Source organism: Acidisoma cellulosilyticum, assembly GCF_020621385.1.
GTDB classification, from domain to species: Bacteria; Pseudomonadota; Alphaproteobacteria; order Acetobacterales; family Acetobacteraceae; genus Acidisoma; species Acidisoma cellulosilyticum.
The window spans coordinates 49,674-70,451 of the sequence record NZ_JAESVA010000012.1; the positions used below are offsets into that span (position 1 = coordinate 49,674).

The following is a 20,778-nucleotide window of genomic DNA, read 5'->3' on the forward strand; positions in this document are numbered from 1 at the left end:
CCCTTGGCTGACCCTCGGCATCTATTGATCTTCGGCCTGGGCTATAGCGGTGCCGCGATCGGTGAAGCTGCCGCCGCTGCCGGGTTCCGGGTGACAGGCACCAGCCGCCAGTCAAACCTCTGCCCGCCGCCCGGCGTCACGCTCATTCCCTTCGATGCGGCGGAAGCAGCCATCGCTTCCGCCACCCATATCGTGCCGACCGCCGCGCCGGCGGAGAGCGGTGACCCGGCCCTCGCGCGCTATGCGGCGGAAATTGCGGCCGCGCCCGCGCTGCGCTGGATCGGCTTCCTGTCCTCGACCGGTGTCTACGGCGATCGCGGTGGGGATTGGGTGGATGAGGGGAGTGCGGCCAGGCCGACCTCCCTCCGTGCCCGCGCCCGCCGTGCGGCCGAGGAAGACTGGGCGGCGCTGGGCGCGGCGCGGGGCATCCCGGTCGATCTCATCCGCCTTGCCGGCATCTACGGGCCGGGGCGTTCGGCTTTCGACGATCTGCGCGCGGGGCGCGCCCGGCGGATCGACAAGCCCGGCCATGCTTTCGGCCGCATCCATCGCCAGGACATTGCCGAAGGCGTGCTCGCGGCCATGTTGCAGGCCGATCGGCTGACAGGTTTGCGCGTGCTTAATTTCAACGATGATCTGCCGACCGAACCCGCCGAGGTCGTGGCGGAGGCGGCAAGGCTGCTGGGTGTCGCGCCGCCGCCGCTGATCCCCTTCGCGGATGCGGAAGCCGGCATGAGCGCGATGGGCCGCAGCTTCTGGGCGGAAAGCCGCCGCGTCTCCAGCGCCGGCACGCAGGCAGTCCTCGGCCGGACCTGGCGCTATGCGACCTATCGCGAAGGTTTGGCCGCCATCCGCGCGGCAGAGACAGGGCAGCCCTGACCCGCTCGTCCGATCTGACGCGAAACCTTCCTGATGACAGAATGATCGGCCATGCCTAAGTTTTTTGACGCTGAGAGTCGGCGATCGGAAGGGTTCAGGACGATGTGGACAGCGATAACGCGGATAGCGGGCCTTACCTTTCTGGGGATCGGTCTCGCCTCTGCTCCGGCAGCTTTCGCGCAGAGCAGCAGCAACAATCCGGCGGCGACCGTCAACGGCACCGTGCCCACGTCTGAGGGCAATGTCTGGGGTGGCGCGGATCATCAGCCGACGGAAGCCGACGTGCCGCAAGGCACGATGCAGCAGCAGGACAAGATCAACAGGAAGTTGCAGAAGCTGGACAAGCAACTGCTGAACGATCCGCTGCCTAAAGTGCCCAACGGTGCGCCGCAGGTCAGCGGCACTAATTGACTGTTACGCAGCCGATCTCGTTTCGGATGCAGCGATATGCCGAAATTTTCTCTTTAAATTCAACACGTTAAAGTGACGCGCCTGAGGCGCGTCTTTCATGCGCGGACGGCGTCCGCCGCGCATCTGCCCCGGCCCCTGCGCACGAAGATGGGAGCGGTCGGCGAGACCGCTTCATGCGGAGGAAATACAATGTCCCAGTCTTCGAAAGTGACGTCCCTTAAAGTCGCGCTCGTCGCGGCCGCTCTCGGCGCTCTCCCGATGTCCATGGCCTTCGCTCAGTCGAGCACCGTCATGGTCGGCGGCATGGCCATGTATCCGTCCAAAAGCATCGTGGCGAATGCGGTCAATTCAGCCGATCACACGACGCTCGTCGCCGCCGTCAAGGCCGCCGGCCTGGTGGGTGCGCTGAGCGGACCCGGCCCCTTCACCGTCTTCGCGCCGACCAATGAAGCCTTCGGCGCCCTGCCGGCCGGCACCGTCGCCACGCTGGTGAAGCCTGAGAACAAGGCGATGCTGACCTCGATCCTGACCTATCACGTCGTCGCCGGCGACTATAACACCACGAAGCTGCGCGCCCTGATCCTGGCGGGCGGTGGCAAGGCCGAGCTGAAGACCCTGGAAGGTGGCATGCTGACCTTCACCATGAACGGCTCCAGCAACATCATGGTCGATGATGCGAAGGGTAATATGGCGGATATCACCATCGCCGACGTGACACAGTCGAACGGCGTCATCCAGGTCATCGACAAGGTGCTGATGCCGGCCAGCTAAGTTCGGCCAATTTTCTGAGACTCTGTAAGGTTCGATCGGAAGCGCCCAAAACCCGTCGTCCCCGCGCTCGTCGCGGGGATCTACCCTTGCGGGCAGGCAAACGGCCGTCCGGGCGCCTCGGCGGGTAGGTGCGGCCCGGCTCCCGCGCAACGCATGCGCGGGTGACGAAAGGGAAGCAAGCGGCTTCCCTGTGCAATGCTCATCCTTAAATCGTCAAATCGTCGTCCCCGGACTTGTTCCGGGGATCTACCCTTGCGAGCAGGCAACAGGCCGTCTGGGCGCCGGGAGGGGTAGGTGCGGCCGGCCAGACCCGCGCAACACCTGCGCGCGCGACCGCCAAGGTCTGCGGACCTATCAACCCCGAACAAATTTTATGAAGATAACGGATCCGGTCTAGAACTTCATCAGATCGAACCGTCGTCTTGAAAACGACGGGAGACGGAGGTGGTGGGCGCAGTAGGATTCGAACCTACGACCCGCTGATTAAGAGTCAGCTGCTCTACCAACTGAGCTATGCGCCCTCCGTGGGTGCGGCGTATACCGACCCCTGGACGGTCTGTGAAGCCCCTGATGACAGATTTTAGACGGGAAAGGGGCTCGACAGAGGAGGTCTGCACCTGGCGCTGCCCCGGGGGGAGGCATTGCCTCCTCCCCAAGCACAAAGGCAGGCGGTCTTCAGAAATCAGCCAGCCGCGCGGCGGCTGCTGCCTGCTTCGACCAGCTTGCCGGCACCGGCTTCCGCCATGATCGAACGCAGTTCACGCAGGAAGGCGGAGCCCTTCAGGGTGCGCTGAACCAGAACGCTGCGGCGATCCGCGGGATCGACCTTACGGCGAACCAGTTCGAATTCGGACAAGCGATCAAGGGCGCGGGTGATGGCGGGCTTGGAGACTTCCAGGTCTGCGGCAAGGCCACGAACGGTATGGGCCTTCTCAGTCAGGTAGCAGGTCAGGAAAACGCCGAGCTGGCGGGCGGAGAGATCGGGACCATCCCGGCGGACGAGAGCGACGATAGTGTCACGCAATACGCCCACAAGTTGATCGGTAGCAGCTGAGTTCGCCATATGGCTTTCTCCTTTCACATTAGAAATCTTGGTCAGGATAGGGACGGCACGAAAGAATTACTACTAAAGGATTAGTGATTCCTGGTCGAACCGTATCGGGCAGACAGACCAGGATCAATCAGATCCCAAAGCAACGATAACGATCATTACTGCCGTGATGGCGCTAAATATACACGATTTCTGGTAACAAAACGTCACGAAAGCGGGTCAAAACGCCTGTAACGCAAAATTGTACCGCTTACGCAACGCTTGAAACAGCCCACGCGCAGCTTGTACTTCGCCACCCTCGGGTGAAGCAAGACGCGTACGCTCGTTCCAGGCGTAAAGATCGATATGCACCCAATTTTGCGACAGAGTAACAAATCGTTGCAGAAAGAGCGCGGCCGTGATCGCGCCAGCAAACCCGTTGCTTGATACGTTATTCAGATCAGCCACCGGACTATCCAGCCAATGGTCGTATCCGGCCCAAAGCGGCAGCGCCCAAACCGGATCATGAACAACCGTGCCGGCCTCAACGACGGCCCGCGACCAGTCGTCATTGTTTGAGAACAGCGCTGGAAGATCTGGGCCCAATGCGACGCGCGCAGCCCCTGTCAGCGTCGCCGCGTCGATGATGATATCCGGCAGCTCGGCCCCGGCCTCGTCCAGAAGATCGCACAACACCAAACGACCTTCCGCATCCGTATTGCCGATCTCGACGGTGCGGCCGCTGCGCGTGCGGATGACGTCGAGCGGCCGCATGGCGTCGCCCGAGACGCTGTTCTCGACACAGCCGACGCGCAGCACCAGCCGCACCGGCAGGTCGGCCGCCATGACCAGCGCTGCCAGCGCCATCATGGCGGCGGCACCGCCCATATCCTTCTTCATACGTAACATACCAGCCGAAGGCTTCAGGTCGTAGCCGCCCGAATCGAAACAGACGCCCTTGCCGCAGAGCGAGACCAGCGGCGCGTCGTCGCTTGCCTTGCTTCCAGTCCAGCGCAGGATCGCCACGCGCGGGCCGCGCACGGAGCCGCGACCGACCGCCGCGATCGTCGGATAGTTTTCCGTCAGGACGGGGCCTGAGATGACATCGCACACAGCGGCAAACCGTTGCGCCAAAGTCACGACCTCTTGAGCCAACTCATCCGGTCCCAAAAGATTGGCCGGCAAATTGATAAGATCGCGGCCCATGCAGATCGCCCAGGCCTGGTCCATCCCGTCCTGCGCCGCGTCGATCCGTGCCAGTCGCGCTGGTTTGGTAGCGCTACCTTTCAACGCATTGAAACGATAGGCGCCGAGGCAGAAACCCAAAGTCGAGAGGGCGGGGTCGATACCGGGTGAAACGATTTTCCACAGGGTCTCAGCCGGTAGGGCAAAAGGCAGGGCGCCGAAGGGGGCATGGCTCTGATCCTGACCCAGGCCCAGAACCGCGTCCATCGAGCCATCACCGGCCGCCGGCAGCAGAACAGTGGTGCCGGTCTTGGCCGCGAAGCCGGTGAAAGACAGAAAATCGCGCTGGCCCGGCGGCAAGCCGGCCAGAAACGCTGCCAGGTCGTCAGCCGAGACGGCGTGGATACGGTGGACGGTCTGGCCGCTGTCAGCGGCGGCCAGAGGATCGAACAGACAGTCCAGCTCACGCATTAGCGCGTCGTCCGGCCAGCCGTGATTGCGCCGACAACACGTCGGATGAAGGCTGAGGGGTCGACCGGCCCTTCGCCCTCCTGAACGCGGGCAAGGTCGAGCAGCAGTCGGGCTTCGTCTTCAACCGGTTCACCCTTCGCAGCAAGCGCCGCCAAAGCCTCAATCCACGGATGGCGTGGATTGATCGTCAAATGCGGTTTGCCGCCCCAGGCCGGACGGCCGGCGCGGCGAAGAAGCTTCTGCATATGCAGATCCGCGCCTTCTGTGCCTGAGACGAGCATGACCGGGCTTTCGCTGAGATGAGCCGCAGGTTGCACTTCTGCAATCTCGTCAGCCAGCGCGGCCGTCATGGCGTCGATCAGCGGCTTCAGCGCCTCCGGCACCTCGGCCGCATCGCCCAGATCGGCCAGTGCCTGGCGGGCGTTGCGCAGCGGCTTGTCCTCGAAACTGCCCATGCGTTCCGGCCAGAAGGCATCGATCGAATCGGTCATCAGCAGGACCTCGAAGCCACGCGCGCGATAGCCTTCCAGCACCGGGGCATGGCGCAGCTGCTCGATGGTTTCGCCGGCCAGGAAATAGATCGCGGTCTGGTCAGGTTTCATCCGCGCGACATAATCGGCGAGCGAGGTCCAGCCGTCCTCGGTCGAGGAGTGGAAGCGCAGCAGCGGCGCGATATCGGCGCGCGCGCCGGCATCCTCCCACAGCCCTTCCTTCAGGATGGTGCCGAAACTCTCCCAGAAGCGGATATAGCCGTCGGTCACCGGGTCGGCGGCGGGCGCATCCTCATCCTCGGCGGCGATCGGGGCGGTTTCGGCCTTGGCTTCCGCCTTCGCCTTCGATTTCAGCTCGGTCAGAACGCGATTCTGCACGGCCTTGCGAATGCGCGCCATGACGGGCGTCGTCTGCAGCATTTCGCGGGACACGTTCAGCGGCAGGTCCTCGGTATCGACCACCCCCTGCACGAAGCGCAGCCAGGGCGGCAGCAGCTCGGCCTCGTCGGTGATGAACATGCGCCGGACATGCAGGCGCACTTTGGATGTGCGTTCCCCTTCCACCGGGTCGAAAGGCGGCTGCTCGGGCACAAAAAGAAGGGCTGAATATTCCAGCGCGCCTTCGGCCCGCCAATGCAAGGTCGCCCAGGGCTTGTCGAAGAAATGGCCCAGATGGCGATAGAAATCCTCGTATTCGGCTGGCGTCACCTCGGCCTTCGGCTTGCGCCACAGGGCCGTGCCCTCATTCGCCGCCTCGGCCTTGCCGTCCCGCACCAGCTTGATCGGCACGCTGATATGATCGGCCCATTTGCGGATGATGGTCTGTAGCCGCATGGGCTCCAGGAATTCGTCCGCGTCGGCCTTGATATGAAGGATGATATCGGTTCCGGGCGTCGCGCGCTCGGCCGGTGACACGTCGAAACTGCCGCGCCCGGCGGACCTCCAGCTCCAGGCCTCGTCGCTGCCGGCCCGGCGGGAAATGACCTCGACCCGCTCGGATACCATGAAGGCCGAATAGAAGCCGACGCCGAACTGGCCGATCAGGCTCGGCCGCTCTTCCGGCTTTGCGTCCTGAACGGTCTCGCCAAAGGCCCGCGTGCCGGAGCGTGCGATCGTGCCCAGATTGGCGACCAGCTCGTCCCGCGTCATGCCCAGCCCATCGTCGCTGATGGTGATCTGGCGGGCGTTTTTGTCGGGGGTGATGATGACGCCGGCATCCGCCGGCAAAGCGAGGGCAGGGTCGGTCAGACCCAGGAAGCGGCGGCGGTCGACCGCGTCGGCCGCATTGGCCACCAATTCGCGCAGGAATATCTCGCGCTCAGAATAAAGGGCATTGACCACCAGATCGAGGAGCCGGCCGACCTCGGCGCTGAACTCTTTGGTTTCCGTGGTGGCGGGTGCGCCGGTCGGCGCCGTTTGATCCTGTTCCATGTCCATATTCCCGTCGGTCACGATATCCGGTGCCCCCAAATGGGCGGCGAGCCGTTGCGATCCCGTATGTGTCCCGGAGCGTCGCAAATGCAATGCAGCAAAAAAAGCCATGCCCCGGCCAAATGCGCAATGCCTCTTGCAATTGTTCGACTGACCGCTGACATTTCCCGCATGCAGGGATTCGCCCCGCGCGTGAAGGCGGTCTTGGGACCTACCAACACGGGCAAGACGCATCTGGCCTTGGAACGGATGCTGGCGCATGCGTCAGGGATCATCGGTTTCCCGTTGCGACTCCTCGCCAGAGAAAATTATGATCGGATGGTCGCCCAAAAAGGGGCGCGTCTGGTCGGTTTGATCACTGGCGAAGAGAAAATTATTCCACCTGATGCAAGATGGTTCGCCTGCACGGTGGAAGCCATGCCGCTCGACCGGCATGTCGAATTCGTCGCCGTCGATGAGATCCAGCTTTGTGCCGATCCCGACCGTGGCCATATCTTTACCGATAGGCTCCTCCGCGCGCGCGGCATGGTTGAAACCATGTTCATGGGCGCGGAGACGATCCGGCCGCTGATCGCGCAATTGGTGCCCGATGCGGTGATCGAGACGCGGCCGCGCCTGTCGCGACTCCATCACGCGGGTCCCGCCAAGCTCACCCGCCTGCCGCCGCGCAGTGCCGTCGTCGCCTTCTCGGCGGCTGAAGTCTATGCCATCGCTGAAATGATCCGCAGACGTCGCGGCGGCTGCGCGGTCGTCATGGGTCGCCTCTCGCCGCGCACGCGCAACGCCCAGGTCGCGCTCTATCAGGAAAAGGAGGTCGATTTCCTTGTGGCGACGGATGCCATCGGCATGGGGCTGAACATGGACGTCGATCATGTCGGTTTCGCCGGCATTTCGAAATTCGACGGCCATAAGCTGCGGCGGCTGACGGCGCCGGAAGCCGCCCAGATCGCCGGCCGCGCCGGGCGTGGCATGCGTGACGGCACCTTCGGCAGCACGGGGGATTGTCCGCCCCTGCCGGAGGAGATGGTCCGCGCCGTCGAGACGCATGATTTCGAGGCGATCAGCCAGATCTGCTGGCGCAATAGCGAGCTGGACTTCACCTCCATCGACGATCTGCTGGCCAGCCTGCTCGCGGCCCCGCCCCGGCGCGGGCTGGTGCGCGGCAATGACGCGTCGGACCTGGAAACGCTGATGGCTTTGGCCCGCGATATGGAGGTGCGCAATCGCGCGACCGGCCGCAGGCGTGTCCGCCAGCTGTGGGATGCCTGCCAGATTCCGGATTTCCGCAAGATCGCGGATGACAGCCACGCGGCCCTCTGCGCGCGGGTGTTCCGCCATGTCGTGGAACACGGCCATCTGCCGGCCGATTGGATCGGCGGGCAGATCGACCGGCTCGCCAAGATCGAGGGCGATATCGATACGCTGATGCAGCGCCTCTCCGGCGTGCGTATCTGGTCCTATATCGTGGCGCGGGACGATTGGGTGCGCGACGCCCCGCATTGGCAGGGGCGTGCGCGGGCGGTCGAGGACATGATCTCCGACAGCCTGCATGAGAAGCTGATGCAGCGCTTCGTCGATCGTCGCGCGGCCCTCCTCATGCGCCGGCTGGAGGAGAAGGAAGGCCAGGATCTGCTCTCGGCCGTCACCGGCCGGGGCGAGGTCGTGGTCGAAGGCCATTCCGTCGGTCATGTCGCGGCCTTTTCGTTTCATCCCGATCCGGCCGCCGTGGGCGACGAAAAGCGCATGGTCATGCGCGCCGCGCGCCGGGCGCTGGGGGAGGAGATGCCCCGCCGCGTCGGCCAGTTCGAGGCCGCACCGGATAGCGAGATCACCCGCACTGGCCAGCACCGGCTGCTGTGGCAGGACGAGCCGGTGGCCAAGCTCCGCCCCGGCCATTCGGTGCTGCGGCCGCAGGTCGAGGTGATCGGCAGCGACTATCTGGACGGGCCGTTGCGTGAACGTGTGCGGCGCCGCTGTCAGGCTTTCGTGGATGCCGAGATCGCGTCCGGATTCGCGCCGCTACTGACGGCGCTGGAAGTCGGGCGCAACGCGCCGGAGGGTCGCGGCTTGCTGCATCGCCTGGGCGAGGGGATGGGCATCGCGCGCGCCGAGCCCGACGATCGCCCACAGGCCGGGGCGGTGCGGCTGGAAGGCGGCGGCACGGCCTGGTTCCTGCCCGCGCTGCTGAAACCGCAACCGACCGCGCTGCGGGCGGCACTGCTCGCTTTGTCTTTCGGCGTGCCGGTGCCACGTCTGCCGACCCCCAGCCTCACGGCCATTCCGGCCGAGCAGCCCTGGCCACGCGGCTTCGCGCAGGCGCTGGGCTGGGTTGAAGCCGGCCCGGTCATGCTGCGTCTGGATGTGGCTGAAAAACTTGCCCAGGACCTGCGCCGTGGCGCCCGCGCGGCCGGTGGTCGCATGCTGCTGCCGCGCGGCCTCTCCTCCCGCCTCTCGGTCAAGGCTGAGGCTTTGCCCGCGGTGCTGCGCAGCCTCGGCTTCCGGCTGATCCCGAGCCCTGGCCTGGACCCCGGTGAATATGGGCCGCCGGTGCCGCCCATGCTGACGCCGCTCAGCCCTGGTCGGGCCCGCGCCCGGGCGGAGGCCGAGCCACGTCCGCCCGAACCGCGTCCGGACAGTCCCTTCGCCTCCCTCGCGCAGTTCCGCTTGGCCAAGGCCAAGGCCGGCGGGCGCCGTCCGTGAACGGTAAGGCGCCCAAAAGCGGGGGCGAGGTGGAAGGCATTGCCTTCCAGCGGCTCGATATGTGGCTGTGGTGCGCGCGGGTGGCCAAGGCGCGGTCCGACTGCGCGCAGCTGGTGGAGGAGGGGGCGCTGCGCCTCAACCGCCAGCCGACGCTCAAACCCCATGCCAAGCTGCGCGTCGGCGATGTGCTGACCATGGCGCTGCGCGGGGAGGTTCGCGTCTGGCGCGTGCGCGCCCTCGCTGAACGCCGGGGGCCGGCGCCGGAAGCACGTCTTCTTTATGAGGAGGTGCCGGAGAACGCTTCTACAGATAGCGAGACAGACGCGGGCGGGCCTTGCGCGAAAGACAGCGCGACGGCATAGGAAGGCCCTTATGAGGCGCCGGACTCCGGCCATTTCCAGGACAAGCCGAAAGATCAGCCAGGCTTTGACCGGCGGGCTGGGATCGCGGCCTGTCCTCTCGACCGCCACCAGGAGTGTTGAATGACCTACGTGGTCACTGAAAACTGTATCCGCTGCAAATACATGGATTGCGTCGAAGTTTGTCCCGTCGATTGCTTCTATGTCGGCGAGAACATGTTGGTGATTAATCCCGACGAATGCATCGATTGCGGTGTCTGCGAGCCGGAATGTCCGGCGGAAGCGATCTTCCCCGACAGCGACGACCGCGCCGCCGCCTGGTCCGAGCGCAACCGCAGCTTCTCCACCTCCTGGCCGAATATCAGCCGCAAGGGGACGGCCCCGGCCGATGCCGATGAGTGGAAGGACAAGCCCGGCAAGGAAGCCTTGTTCTCCCCCGAGCCAGGAACACCCTGATGAGCAAGATCGACGACCGCCTCGCCGCGCTGGGCATCGTATTGCCGGAACCGGCCATGCCGGTGGCCAATTACGTGCCCTTCACGGTCCATGCCGGGCTTGTCACCATCTCGGGCCAGCTGCCCTTGCAGGACGGCAAGCTTTTCGCGACCGGCAAGCTGGGCGCGGACATCGATGCCGATACCGGCCGCTATGCCGCGCGCCTCTGCTTCATCAATCTGCTGGCGCAGCTGCGCGCGGCCACCGGCGGCAATCTGGATCGCGTCACGGCCGTGCTGCGTCTCGGCGGTTTCATTGCCTCCACGCCTGACTTTACCGCCCATGCCGGTGTCATGAACGGCGCGTCCGATCTGGCCGTCGAGGTCTTCGGCGATGTCGGCCGCCATGCCCGCTCCACCGTCGGCGTCGCCGGCCTGCCGCTGGGCGCGGCGGTCGAGGTCGAGGGTCTTTTCGCGATCGCTTAAGCGATACCGGCCTAGCCGAAAGGATAGGGCGCCCTCGCCGGGGGCGCCTTTTTCTTTGGTGAAATCCTCACCATCTCTCAGGCATACTGGTCCGTGGAGGCCAAAATGCCTGAGGATAGAGATGCAATGGTCCTAGACCTGTTGCGGAAAATCGCTGCGGACCTCGCTACCCTCCAGACCATGCTGTCGGAGCAAGGTGATGGTCTGAAACGGATCGAACTCATCATCGCTGGTATTCAGCATGACCGTCTCAGCCGCCGCCCTCGTCTTATCGAAGCATAGAGGAGAGAGTGGATGCCCGACGAGCCCGACAACATTCTTCTCGCTTATATGCGCCGCTTCGATGAGAAGCTCGACCGGGTGATCCAGACGCAGGGCGATCATAGCGCGCGCTTGAGCCAGCTTGACCTTGGCCAAGCTGGTATGCGTCGCGACTTCGCAGTTCAGGCGGAATCGATCGCCTTGCTCGGTATGCGTCTGGACCGGCTGGGTGAGCGTCTGGAGCGGATCGAACGGCGGCTCGGCCTGATCGAGGCCTGATCCGCGAGGCCGGCATCGCATTTCGCGTTGCAGTGCGGTATTCTACCTCCATGCCGGACGGTGACAGCTTCTCCCTCAGCCTCCACAGCTCAATCCATGAAATCGACGCGCGGGAATGGAATGCCTGCGCGGGCGCGGACAACCCGTTTGTCTGTCATGAATTCCTGAGCGCGGTGGAAGACAGCGGCTCGGCCGGGTCCCGCACCGGCTGGCTGCCGCAGCATGCCGTGCTGCGGGACGAGGCGAACGTCATCCAGGGCATCGTGCCGCTCTACGCCAAGTCGCATTCCTACGGCGAATATGTCTTCGACCACGGCTGGGCCAATGCTTTCGAGCGAGCGGGCGGCAGCTACTACCCGAAGCTGCAGGCGGCCGTGCCCTTCAGCCCCGTGCCTGGGCCGCGCCTGCTGCGCCGTCCTGGCTCCACGGTGCCGGCGGGCGCGCTGGCGCAGGCATTGGTCCAGGCGTGCGAGGAACTCGACCTGTCCTCCGTCCATGTCACCTTCTGCGAGCAGGAGGAGTGGGCGCAACTGGGCGCGGCCGGTTGGCTGCAGCGCATCGGCACGCAATTCCATTGGACCAATGCCGGCTACGGCACATTCGATGATTTTCTCGGCGCCATGTCGTCCCGGAAACGAAAATCGATCCGGCGGGAAAGGCGGGACGCGCAGAATGCCGGCCTCACCTTCCGCACGCTGCGGGGGGCCGAGATCACAAAGCCGCTTTGGGACGCCTTCTTCGGCTTCTACCAGTCGACCGTCGACCGCAAATGGGGCAGCGCCTATCTGACGCGGCGCTTCTTCTCCATGCTGGCGGAGCGGCTGGGTGACCGCGTGGTGCTGATGATGGCCTTCAACGGCGACAAGCCGGTCGCTGCCGCCCTCAACCTTGTCGGCGCGGATGCGCTCTATGGCCGCAATTGGGGCTGCAACGGCGACTGGCCCTTCCTGCATTTCGAGCTTTGCTACTATCAGGCGATCGATTTCGCGATCGCCCACGGCATTGCGCGCGTCGAGGCCGGCGCCCAGGGCGAGCACAAGATCCAGCGTGGCTATCTGCCGGTGCCGACCTTCTCCGCCCATTGGATCACCCATTCCGGCCTGCGGCAGGCCATCGCCTCCTTCCTGGAGGAGGAACGCCCTTCCATGCTGCGCCATATGGAAGAGCTGGCCGAACTGTCGCCCTTCAAGGATGAAGGCTGATGCCCGAATTCCGCGATCAAGCGTCGGAATAGATTTCCCACAGATAGTTGTCGGGGTCGCTGAAATAGCAGCAGCGCGCGCCCCAGGGGTAATCGGCGGGCGGCCGTTTGAAGGGAATGCCGCGCGCGGCAAGGCCTTCATACAGCGCATCGACAGCCGCGCCAGAGTGCAGCTTCACCGAAAGACAGGCCCGGTGCTCCTCGCGGGTCGTGGGCGGCAGGCTCGGTGTCCGCGGCTCATCCGGCACATGGGTCGATTCCCAGACCACCAGATTGATGCTTTGGCTGTTGAAGGCCGCGAAGCCTTCCGTCCGTCGGGTCACGGTGAAGCCCAGCTTTTCGGTATAGAAAACGATCGAACGGTCCAGGTTTTGGACCAGCAGGCAGATATCGCTGATCGACTGGAGCTGGCTGAAATCCATCTTAGCCTCCGGTGGCGGTTCGGGCCGGTATTCCGGCCTCGGTCTTCTGGTAGTGGGCAAGTCTGTGCAGCTGTGAGGCTGCGGGGGCTCGGTCGGGCATGGAGCCCCTTTCAATCGCTTTGTCTCGTGCGCATGGCACGCGCCGGAGGTTGCGAAAATATTGGTCCGCAAGCAAGCGGCATCGGCCCGGCGCGGCGGGGCACAGATCTGAGGAGGGGACAGGCATGGCAAGACTGACCGGTCTGCCGGTTTTCGAAACGGCCCGGTTGCGCCTTACGCCGCGGTCAATCGCGGAGACGGAAGCCTGCCTGGCGATGGACCGGGCACCGGGCGTGACCCTTCATGTGGCAGGCCCCTGGGATGATCCGGACGCGCATCGATTATTCGTGGAGCGGCGCACAAGCGGGCCTTATCCGGCCGGTCTGGGCTATTGGACGATCCGCCTGCGCGGCCAACCGCAAGGCTTCCTCGGCTGGGTGCTGCTGATCCCGGAAGATGCGCGAGGGCCGGAGACGGAAATCGGCTGGCGCCTGCGGCCGGAATACTGGGGGCAGGGGATCGCGACGGAGGCTGCTCAGCCGATCCTGGCCCATGCCTTCCGCACCCTCCGCTGTCCCCGTCTGGTTGCCGATATCATGGACGCGAATGCCGGGTCCCTGCGCGTGGCGGCGAAGCTGGGCTTCGCGCCCGCCGACGGGGGAAGCGCCCTCTACCGCCGTCTGTCCTTGGCGCGCGAGGATTATGTCGCGCGGCTTGCGTGACGCGGCCGTCGGCTGGCGGTCCGTCAGGTTTAGAGTTTGTCTGATTTTAACTGAAGCTTGTCCCTAATATCGTCATGCCCGGCCCCAGAGCCGGGCATCCATTCGTTGGGGCGCCCAAGGACTGGATGACCGGGTCAAGCCCGGCCATGACGGAACAAGGGGTCGTTTCCACCTAAACCTGACGGACTCTAGCCGGAAACGCCCCAAATCTGTCGCCCGCGGACTTGTTCCGCGGGTCTACCCATGCGTGCAGGCAAGCGGCCGTCCGGGCGCCGCGGCGGGTAGCCCGCGCAACACGCGCGCGGATGACGAATATCTATTAAAACCCGGCTGAATCTAAGTCTTTGAGGCCAATCCTGAATTACTCTCCGCCATCCGCGCGGAGCTTCGCCCAGTCTTGCGAACTCAGAAGCTGGGCGATGCTCTGGTTCAGCGCCGGCAATAACGGGCTTCGCTTCACGACCATGAAGGCATGCGGATGGCTGCCGAAGCTGTCGCCGACGATCTCCAGATCGGCATGGGTGTTCAATACCCGCCGCAGCGGCAATTCGTCGGACACGACGCCTGACACCTGGCCATGCTCCAAGGCCGTGACGCTCTCGTCGACGGAGCGATAGGTGCGCAGGTTGATGAGGTTCTGCTGCAGCCAGGTCTTGGCGTAGGAGTCCCGGACGGTCGCCACCAGGCGGGATTCGACATCGCCGATACTGGTGATGGGGGCTGTCGCGCGGAACGAGGCCGCAAGGCTGGTTGTCAGAACGGCAGTGATCTCCGCCGTGAAGACCGTGCCGCCCAGCATCAGAAGCATCGCGACATAGCGTCCGCGCTCGGAACTCGGCAGCTTGCTGCCGCAATTATGGGCGACGAGCGTTTGCGCGGCCCACCAGGCATTATGCCGAAACTCGCGCGGGAACATGTCCGGATCGCGGCGCCGTTCGATCAGGCGGATGACATATCCGCCGATCAGGACGGCAACCAGGCCCACAAGGATGAGCAACAGCATCTCGCTGCTGACGAACAGATGCGTCATGCTCTGGATGGTCTCCAGCCGCCTTGACCAGACACCTTCCTTTTTCACCAGCAGATCAAGCGGCACGATTTGGTTGGCATCGCTGAAATCAACGACGAGGGCCAGTTCGGGCGTCGGCGTTATGCCGCCGATCCCGATATCGGCCTGATGGCTGATGATCGCATTCGTCAGGTCGTTCAGCGTTCGCTGCGGAAGATATTCGACCGCCCAGCCGTTTTTCGCCGCGATGGCATTGAAGACCGCGATGCTGATGCCGTGCGGCCCGTTCCGACCCGGTGAGGCATAAGGCGGATTGTCCAAGGTAGCGACGCGAACGACCAGGGGTTTGGCCGTGCCGCTGCGCGCACTGTCAGGCTCGGCGGCGCCCGCGCTGGCTTGGCCCATGGCCCAAAGCAGCATGCAAAGGGCCAGCAGCCAAGGCAGTGTCGCGAACCGACGAGATGTCACGGCAGGGCTTCCGGCGACAGGATGTTGACGAGGCAGTGTTACCTTGACGCTATCGCAGCGCAACATCCCACTGATCGAGAGAAGAATCGATGACGGAGCCAGTTGCGAGACGGAGCCAGTTGGGAGACGGGGCCGCGCGGACGCCGGCCGTCGGTCAGCGCAGGTCTTCGCAGAAGCGGATGATGCGGTTGCAGGCCTCTTCCAGCGAGGCATCATCGGTCGCGTAGCTGATGCGGACATGCGGGCTCATGCCGAAGGCAGCGCCATGGACCAGCGCCACATGCTGCTCTTCCAGCAGCGCCACGGCGAAGTCGCGATCTGTTTCGATCGGACGGCCGCCGGCCGTGGTGCGCCCGATACAGCCGGCGATGGAGGGGAACACGTAGAAGGCGCCTTCGGGCACGGCGCAGGTCATGCCGGGGGCACGGCGCAGCATGGCGACCACCATGTCGCGGCGGCGATGATAGGCCGCGACCATCTCGGCCACCATCGCCTGCGGCGCGTCCAGCACGGCGGCGGCGGCGGCTTGTCCCACGGTCGAGATGCCGGCCGTCGCATGGCTTTGCACCACTGTCATGGCGCGGATCAGCGCTGCCGGACCGCCCGAGAAACCGATGCGCCAGCCGGTCATGGCATAGGTCTTGGACACGCCCGACATCACCAGGGTGCGGTCGCGGAGTTGAGGGGCGACCGCCGCGATGCTGATCGACCCGAGGCCGTCATACCGCAGATGTTCGTAGATTTCGTCGGAGAAGATCCAGACATGCGGATGCCGTTCCAGGACCGCCGCCAGGTCCTGCAACTGCTCGGCCGAATAGGCGGCGCCGGTCGGGTTGTTCGGCGCGTTCAGCACCACCCATTTCGTGCGCGGGGTGATGGCCGCGTCCAGATCCTCGGGCCGCAGCCGGAAGCCGTTATTCTCCGGGCAGGAGACGGGTACCGCGACGCCGCCGAGGAATTGCGCGGTCAAGGCATAGCTCGACCAATAGGGCGAAGGGATGACGATCTCATCACCCTCATCCAAGGTCGCGGCGAAGGCATTGAAGATCGCCTGCTTGCCGCCGTTGGAGACCATGATCTCGTTCAAGGCGAAATCGATCTTCTGGTCGCGGGCGAATTTCCGTTGAATGGCCGTCTTCAGGACGGGCAATCCGTCGACAGGCGGATATTTGGTGAGCCCGTCGCGCGCGGATTTGGCGGCCGCTGCGATCGCGACCTCGGGCGTCGCGAAATCCGGCTCGCCGATCGCGAGCGAAATGACGTTGTGACCGGCCGCACGCATTTCCCGCGCGCGGGTGGACATCACGACGGCAGCGGCGGTCTCGGCGCGGCCGAGCCTTTGCGACAAAGCGGGCATCGAACAGTTCTCACCAAACAGTAGTCGCCCGCGCACTTGATGCGCGGGTCTACCCTTGGCGGAGCCCAAACGCCGTCGAGGCGCCGGGGCGGGTAGACCCGCCGGTCAAGCCGGCGGGCGACGATTTAACGCAGTCTTACTTCAAACCAGCGCAGAAATTCTGGATGCGCTCGCAAGCCTTGGTCAGCGATTCGGTATCGGTCGCGTAGGAGATGCGGAAATAGCCGGGGAACATGAAGGCCGTGCCGTGCACGGTGGCCACACCTTCCTCGTCCAACAGCGCCGTCACGAAAGCCTCGTCATCCGTGATCACCGCGCCGGAACGGCTGGTCTTGCCGATGCAACCGGCGATGGAGGGGAAGACGTAGAAGGCGCCTTCCGGCGTCAGGCAATGGATGCCCTCGGCCTTGTTCAGCATCTCTACCACCAGATCGCGGCGCGCCTTGTAGGTCGCAACCCAATCCTTCAGGAAATCCTGCGGACCGTTCAGCGCTTCGACCGCCGCCGCCTGGCTGATGCTGGAGGTATTGGAGGTCGACTGGCTCTGCAGCTTGTCCAGCGCCTTGATCAGCGTGGCCGGGCCGCCGCAGAAGCCGATGCGCCAGCCGGTCATGGCATAGGCTTTGGAGCAGCCGTTCATGGTCAGCGTGCGGTCCTTCAGAGCCGGCTCGACCTGCGCGATGGTTGCAAACTCAAAATCGTCGTAGACGAGCTTTTCGTAGATGTCGTCGGTCATCACCCAGACATTGGGGTGGCGCAGCAGCACCTCCGACAACGCCTTCAACTCGGCCGCCGAATAGGCCGCACCGGTCGGGTTGCTCGGGCTGTTCAGGATCAGCCACTTGGTCTTGGGCGTGATGGCGGCTTCCAGATCGGCCGGCGTCAGCTTGAAGCCGCTGTTCTGGCCGCAGGGCACGATGACGGGCTTGCCGTCGGCCAGCGCCACGATATCCGGATAGCTCACCCAGCACGGCGCGGGGATGACGACCTCGTCACCGGCATTCAGCGTCGCCAGCATGGCGTTGAAGATGACCTGCTTGCCACCGGTCGAGACCATCACCTCGTTCGGTGCATAGTCCAGGTTGCTGTCGCGCTTGAACTTGGCGATCACGGCCTGCCGCAGCGCGGCGGTGCCGGAGACGTCGGTATATTTGGTGTCGCCGGCCTGAATGGCTTTGATCGCGGCGGCTTTGACATTGTCGGGCGTATCGAAATCCGGCTCGCCGGCGGACAGGCTAATGATATCCCGGCCCGCCGCCTTCAAGGCGCGCGCCTTGGAAGAGATGGCGATGGTCTGGCTGGGGCTCACGCGGTCCAGTCGCTCAGCAGTCAGGCTCACGGCTCAATACACCTTTGTGGAAACGGCACCGAACCCTAAGCCGCGCTCCGGTCGGCTGCAAACGCAGGCCATGCAGACCAGAAGCCCGCCCATCGGCCGCGGGCTCCCGAACCTTTCCGGGAGTTAATGCGATAACTCTTTGAAAAGACCGAGTTGACCACTGTCAACTCGGACTCATTTCGGACCTATCTCTCGACGCACATGGCGACGCCCATGCCGCCGCCGATGCACAGCGTAGCGAGGCCCTTATGGGCGTCGCGCTTGACCATTTCATGCAGCAGCGTCGTCAGCACGCGGGCACCGGAGGCACCGATCGGGTGGCCGATGGCAATGGCGCCCCCGTTCACATTCACCTTTGCGGAATCCCAGCCCATTTCCAGGTTCACCGCGCAGGCCTGGGCGGCGAAGGCTTCGTTCGCTTCGATCAGATCCAGATCAGCCGCTTTCCAGCCGGCGCGGGCCAGCGCCTTGGTGGAGGAGGGGATAGGGCCGGTGCCCATCACCTTCGGATCGACGCCGGCGGTGGCGAAAGACGCGATGCGGGCCAGCGGCGTCAGCCCGCGGCGCGCGGCTTCGCGGGCGGACATGACGATCAGCGCAGCCGCGCCGTCATTGAGGCCGGAGGCGTTGCCGGCGGTCACCGTGCCTTCCTTGGTGAAGGCCGGGCGCAGCTTCGCCATGGTCTCGACCGTCGAATCATGGCGGATATATTCGTCGTCCGAGACGATGACGTCGCCCTTGCGACCCTTCACCGTGACGGGCGCGATCTCGTCCGCGAAGCGGCCGGACTTTTGCGCGGCGCTGGCCTTCTGCTGCGAGCCGGCGGCAAAGGCATCCTGCTGCTCGCGCGTGATCTGGAATTCGCGGGCGACGTTCTCGGCCGTCATGCCCATGTGATAGCCGTTGAAGGCATCCCACAGCCCGTCCTTGATCATGGTATCGACCAGGCCGAGATCGCCCATCTTGGTGCCGGCGCGCAGATAGGCGCAATGCGTCGAGAGCGTCATGCTTTCCTGGCCGCCGGCAAGGACGATGTCGCTCTGCCCGGTCAGGACCTGCTGGGCGGCCAGCGCCACGGCGCGGAGGCCCGAACCGCAGACCTGATTGATGCCGAAGGCGGTGCGGCTTTCCGGAATGCCGGCGAGGATGGCAGCCTGACGGGCCGGGTTCTGGCCCTGGCCGGCAGTCAGGACCTGCCCGAGGATGACCTCGTCGATCTCGTCCGGCGAAAGTCCGGCGCGCGCCAGCGCGGCTTTGATGGCGACCTCACCCAGCTGATGCGCCGTGACGGTCGCGAAGGCGCCGTTGAAGCTGCCGACGGGCGTGCGGGCTGCGGAGACGATGACGATGTCATCCATGGCGATGCTCCCTGGGACCTTTGCCGGTCCCTTTTCTCGATGTCCTGCGCTTAGTCCAACTGAGCGTAATCTAGGCTCCTCCGGCGGATTGGCACCATAGGCAAGCGCAATGACAGTCCCGCGTCAGAGTGAGGCGCACCAGTCACGCAGCGGCCGCCACAGCTCGGTCTCCGCCCGCCGTCCGGCCGCCATGCCGATATGGCCCGCCGCCGGCCGATGGGTTTTGGCGCCCGGCAGACGGTCCGCCAGGGCCATCGCGGAGGCCGGCGGGACGATCCGGTCACGGTTCGGAATGGCGACGAAACTCGGCACCTTCAAGGTCTCGGGCAGAACCGGCGCGCCGGCGACCATCCACAGACCGGCCGCCGTTCTGTTCTCGCCATACCATTCGCCGAGGCAGCTTCGCGCCACCGGGGCCGCGAGGGGAGTCCCGTCATTCAGCCAGTCTTCGAGGGCGACGAAAAGCTCGGCTGAAGCGCCTGTCTGATCGAGCGTCCCGAAATGCCGATATTTCGCTGGGGTCTCGAACGGTGCGAGGCAGGCAAACAGCATTTGCAACAGATCGGTCGGCAGCGTGCCGGTCAGCGCCATGGCCGGTTCCAAGGCCGGCAGCAGGCCAGCCAATGTGCGGGCGTGGGTCGCGTCTTCGGCATGGAAGTCCCACGGGGTTGCGAGCAAGGCGAGACCGCGCACCGCGTCGGTCCGGCGCAGGGCAGCACCAAGCGCCAGCAACCCGCCCATGCAATAGCCGATCAGGATGACGGGCTTGCCGATGGCCTGGATCGCCCGCTCCAGCCGACCGGCGATGTAATCCGTGAGAGTGAAGCTCGTTTCGATCCGTCCCGGCGCGCCCCAATCGAGCAGCAAGGGCCGCAGGCCCGAACCGGCCAGGAAGCGCATGAGGGACGCCTGCGGCCTGAGGTCGAGGACATAGGCGCGATTGATCAGGCTGGGCACCACCAGCACGACGGGGTCTATGCTGCCCGGCGCATAGTCCAGCAGATGGCTATTACCCTCCTGCCAGACGGCCAGCGGCTCCGCGACGCGGCGCTGATAGGGATGGCGGCGATAGGCGGCGATCCCGGCCAGGAAGGCACGATCCTCCCCCCAGACCTGATGCAGCAGGGTCTGGGCAAACTTTGCCTCAGCCGCGGGCCCGCCCGCCGCGACGCGGGCTGCGATTTGCGTCAGCCGGGCCGCGGCTGCGGCTTGCATCGGGACGCCCGGCATCGCCGTCGCGGCTGCCAAGCCGGCGTTCCAGCTCGGCCACGCGCTGCTCAAGGCGGCGGACTTCATCATCGCGAGGCTCAGATGCATCAGCAGCGGGCGCGGCCCGCGCCGCAGCATCAGCCCGGGCAGGTTGCGCCGCGCTGTGTTCGGATGGGTGCTTGCGGTCATGCGCGGGCGCGAAACCGGGAGCAGGGGGCACGGCACGCATCATCGCCTGGGCGGCCTCGCCCCACAGCGCCACCATGGCGGACCATTGCGCCTGGGTCTCCGGGTCGTTCAGATAGGCCGTTATCTCGCTTTGCCATATGGCAATCCAATCCTCGGCCAGGGCACGAAAATCCGCATCCGCGGCATTGTCCTTCCCGGTCGCAGTCTCGTCCGGTCGTTTGTCGTCACACTGATCCATGCCGTCCTCTTACCCCAGAGGCGCGGACAAATCCTGTTC

General features: G+C 64.9%; 20 protein-coding genes and 1 tRNA gene. 10 read left to right on the top strand and 11 right to left on the bottom strand.

Annotation, left to right across the window (positions count from 1 at the left end):
* The first annotated feature begins 3 nt into the window (after positions 1-3).
* The 3 genes from ACELLULO517_RS23695 (at position 4) to ACELLULO517_RS23705 (ending at position 2,061) form a co-directional block, all read left to right on the top strand.
* Positions 4-879, top strand: coding sequence for a Rossmann-fold NAD(P)-binding domain-containing protein (locus tag ACELLULO517_RS23695; RefSeq protein WP_227309920.1), 876 nt, complete (start codon positions 4-6; stop codon positions 877-879).
* Between the two features lie 102 nt (positions 880-981).
* Positions 982-1,290 carry a hypothetical protein gene (locus tag ACELLULO517_RS23700; protein ID WP_227309921.1) on the top strand — a complete coding sequence of 103 codons (309 nt, stop codon included), beginning with the start codon at positions 982-984 and terminating at the stop codon, positions 1,288-1,290.
* A 189-nt stretch (positions 1,291-1,479) separates the two neighbouring features.
* Positions 1,480-2,061: a fasciclin domain-containing protein gene (locus ACELLULO517_RS23705; RefSeq protein ID WP_227309922.1), complete on the top strand. Its 582-nt coding sequence runs from the start codon at positions 1,480-1,482 to the stop codon at positions 2,059-2,061.
* Between the two features lie 445 nt (positions 2,062-2,506).
* On the opposite strand, the gene ACELLULO517_RS23710 is transcribed toward ACELLULO517_RS23705, so the two are convergent.
* From ACELLULO517_RS23710 to htpG, 4 genes are all read right to left on the bottom strand, one after another.
* A tRNA-Lys gene (locus tag ACELLULO517_RS23710) sits at positions 2,507-2,582 on the bottom strand.
* Positions 2,583-2,743: 161 nt separating this feature from the next.
* Complete coding sequence (locus ACELLULO517_RS23715) at positions 2,744-3,124, bottom strand: MarR family transcriptional regulator (RefSeq protein WP_227309923.1); 381 nt, start codon at positions 3,122-3,124, stop codon at positions 2,744-2,746.
* Between the two features lie 207 nt (positions 3,125-3,331).
* On the bottom strand, positions 3,332-4,747 hold the full coding sequence (locus ACELLULO517_RS23720; RefSeq protein WP_227309924.1) for a leucyl aminopeptidase family protein: 1,416 nt from the start codon (positions 4,745-4,747) through the stop codon (positions 3,332-3,334).
* A complete protein-coding gene (gene htpG, locus ACELLULO517_RS23725; protein WP_227309925.1) occupies positions 4,747-6,669 on the bottom strand; it encodes a molecular chaperone HtpG in 1,923 nt (640 codons plus the stop codon). The genes ACELLULO517_RS23720 and htpG overlap by 1 nt, the downstream gene beginning before the upstream one ends.
* Before the next feature lie 171 nt (positions 6,670-6,840).
* Here htpG and ACELLULO517_RS23730 point away from each other — a divergent pair, with 171 nt between their 5' ends.
* The 6 genes from ACELLULO517_RS23730 to ACELLULO517_RS23755 all read left to right on the top strand — a co-directional run bounded on the left by ACELLULO517_RS23730 (position 6,841) and on the right by ACELLULO517_RS23755 (position 12,390).
* Positions 6,841-9,369, top strand: coding sequence for a helicase-related protein (locus ACELLULO517_RS23730; protein ID WP_227309926.1), 2,529 nt, complete (start codon positions 6,841-6,843; stop codon positions 9,367-9,369).
* A complete protein-coding gene (locus ACELLULO517_RS23735) occupies positions 9,366-9,731 on the top strand; it encodes an RNA-binding S4 domain-containing protein (RefSeq protein WP_406566288.1) in 366 nt (121 codons plus the stop codon). The genes ACELLULO517_RS23730 and ACELLULO517_RS23735 overlap by 4 nt, the downstream gene beginning before the upstream one ends.
* 120 nt (positions 9,732-9,851) lie before the next feature.
* Complete coding sequence (fdxA, locus tag ACELLULO517_RS23740) at positions 9,852-10,184, top strand: ferredoxin FdxA (RefSeq protein ID WP_227309927.1); 333 nt, start codon at positions 9,852-9,854, stop codon at positions 10,182-10,184.
* Positions 10,184-10,648: a RidA family protein gene (locus ACELLULO517_RS23745; protein ID WP_406566289.1), complete on the top strand. Its 465-nt coding sequence runs from the start codon at positions 10,184-10,186 to the stop codon at positions 10,646-10,648. The genes fdxA and ACELLULO517_RS23745 overlap by 1 nt, the downstream gene beginning before the upstream one ends.
* Positions 10,649-10,942: 294 nt before the next feature.
* Positions 10,943-11,188 (top strand): hypothetical protein, encoded by a 246-nt coding sequence (locus ACELLULO517_RS23750; RefSeq protein WP_227309928.1) that lies wholly within the window; start codon positions 10,943-10,945, stop codon positions 11,186-11,188.
* Positions 11,189-11,238: 50 nt separating this feature from the next.
* On the top strand, positions 11,239-12,390 hold the full coding sequence (locus ACELLULO517_RS23755; protein WP_227309929.1) for a GNAT family N-acetyltransferase: 1,152 nt from the start codon (positions 11,239-11,241) through the stop codon (positions 12,388-12,390).
* Between the two features lie 16 nt (positions 12,391-12,406).
* Here the strand turns inward: ACELLULO517_RS23755 and ACELLULO517_RS23760 are convergent, their stop codons facing one another.
* A complete protein-coding gene (locus ACELLULO517_RS23760; RefSeq protein ID WP_227309930.1) occupies positions 12,407-12,811 on the bottom strand; it encodes a VOC family protein in 405 nt (134 codons plus the stop codon).
* Between the two features lie 224 nt (positions 12,812-13,035).
* Between ACELLULO517_RS23760 and ACELLULO517_RS23765 the strand changes: the two genes are divergently transcribed.
* Positions 13,036-13,572: a GNAT family N-acetyltransferase gene (locus ACELLULO517_RS23765; RefSeq protein WP_227309931.1), complete on the top strand. Its 537-nt coding sequence runs from the start codon at positions 13,036-13,038 to the stop codon at positions 13,570-13,572.
* A 361-nt stretch (positions 13,573-13,933) separates the two neighbouring features.
* Here ACELLULO517_RS23765 and ACELLULO517_RS23770 read toward each other — a convergent pair whose 3' ends face one another.
* The 6 genes from ACELLULO517_RS23770 to ACELLULO517_RS23795 form a co-directional block, all read right to left on the bottom strand.
* The gene (locus tag ACELLULO517_RS23770; protein ID WP_227309932.1) at positions 13,934-15,049 is read right to left on the bottom strand and encodes a substrate-binding periplasmic protein; all 1,116 of its coding nucleotides are present in this window, start codon (positions 15,047-15,049) and stop codon (positions 13,934-13,936) included.
* Positions 15,050-15,203: 154 nt separating this feature from the next.
* Positions 15,204-16,406, bottom strand: a complete 1,203-nt coding sequence (locus ACELLULO517_RS23775) for a pyridoxal phosphate-dependent aminotransferase (protein WP_227309933.1) — start codon at positions 16,404-16,406, stop codon at positions 15,204-15,206.
* A 136-nt stretch (positions 16,407-16,542) separates the two neighbouring features.
* On the bottom strand, positions 16,543-17,745 hold the full coding sequence (locus tag ACELLULO517_RS23780) for a pyridoxal phosphate-dependent aminotransferase (protein ID WP_227309934.1): 1,203 nt from the start codon (positions 17,743-17,745) through the stop codon (positions 16,543-16,545).
* A 185-nt stretch (positions 17,746-17,930) separates the two neighbouring features.
* Complete coding sequence (locus ACELLULO517_RS23785) at positions 17,931-19,103, bottom strand: acetyl-CoA C-acetyltransferase (protein WP_227309935.1); 1,173 nt, start codon at positions 19,101-19,103, stop codon at positions 17,931-17,933.
* Positions 19,104-19,226: 123 nt separating this feature from the next.
* A complete protein-coding gene (locus ACELLULO517_RS23790; protein ID WP_227309936.1) occupies positions 19,227-20,318 on the bottom strand; it encodes an alpha/beta fold hydrolase in 1,092 nt (363 codons plus the stop codon).
* Positions 20,248-20,739 (bottom strand): hypothetical protein, encoded by a 492-nt coding sequence (locus ACELLULO517_RS23795; protein ID WP_227309937.1) that lies wholly within the window; start codon positions 20,737-20,739, stop codon positions 20,248-20,250. The genes ACELLULO517_RS23790 and ACELLULO517_RS23795 overlap by 71 nt, the downstream gene beginning before the upstream one ends.
* Positions 20,740-20,778 lie beyond the last annotated feature (39 nt).

Coding starts and splice junctions, on each gene's coding strand:
- ACELLULO517_RS23795 (WP_227309937.1), bottom strand. CDS start 20,739: ATGGATCAGTGTGACGACAAACGACCGGACGAGACTGCGACCGGGAAG.
- ACELLULO517_RS23715 (WP_227309923.1), bottom strand. CDS start 3,124: ATGGCGAACTCAGCTGCTACCGATCAACTTGTGGGCGTATTGCGTGAC.
- fdxA (WP_227309927.1), top strand. CDS start 9,852: ATGACCTACGTGGTCACTGAAAACTGTATCCGCTGCAAATACATGGAT.
- ACELLULO517_RS23755 (WP_227309929.1), top strand. CDS start 11,239: ATGCCGGACGGTGACAGCTTCTCCCTCAGCCTCCACAGCTCAATCCAT.
- ACELLULO517_RS23765 (WP_227309931.1), top strand. CDS start 13,036: ATGGCAAGACTGACCGGTCTGCCGGTTTTCGAAACGGCCCGGTTGCGC.
- htpG (WP_227309925.1), bottom strand. CDS start 6,669: ATGGAACAGGATCAAACGGCGCCGACCGGCGCACCCGCCACCACGGAA.
- ACELLULO517_RS23705 (WP_227309922.1), top strand. CDS start 1,480: ATGTCCCAGTCTTCGAAAGTGACGTCCCTTAAAGTCGCGCTCGTCGCG.
- ACELLULO517_RS23785 (WP_227309935.1), bottom strand. CDS start 19,103: ATGGATGACATCGTCATCGTCTCCGCAGCCCGCACGCCCGTCGGCAGC.
- ACELLULO517_RS23720 (WP_227309924.1), bottom strand. CDS start 4,747: ATGCGTGAGCTGGACTGTCTGTTCGATCCTCTGGCCGCCGCTGACAGC.
- ACELLULO517_RS23790 (WP_227309936.1), bottom strand. CDS start 20,318: ATGCAAGCCGCAGCCGCGGCCCGGCTGACGCAAATCGCAGCCCGCGTC.
- ACELLULO517_RS23700 (WP_227309921.1), top strand. CDS start 982: ATGTGGACAGCGATAACGCGGATAGCGGGCCTTACCTTTCTGGGGATC.
- ACELLULO517_RS23775 (WP_227309933.1), bottom strand. CDS start 16,406: ATGCCCGCTTTGTCGCAAAGGCTCGGCCGCGCCGAGACCGCCGCTGCC.
- ACELLULO517_RS23750 (WP_227309928.1), top strand. CDS start 10,943: ATGCCCGACGAGCCCGACAACATTCTTCTCGCTTATATGCGCCGCTTC.
- ACELLULO517_RS23745 (WP_406566289.1), top strand. CDS start 10,184: ATGAGCAAGATCGACGACCGCCTCGCCGCGCTGGGCATCGTATTGCCG.
- ACELLULO517_RS23730 (WP_227309926.1), top strand. CDS start 6,841: ATGCAGGGATTCGCCCCGCGCGTGAAGGCGGTCTTGGGACCTACCAAC.
- ACELLULO517_RS23760 (WP_227309930.1), bottom strand. CDS start 12,811: ATGGATTTCAGCCAGCTCCAGTCGATCAGCGATATCTGCCTGCTGGTC.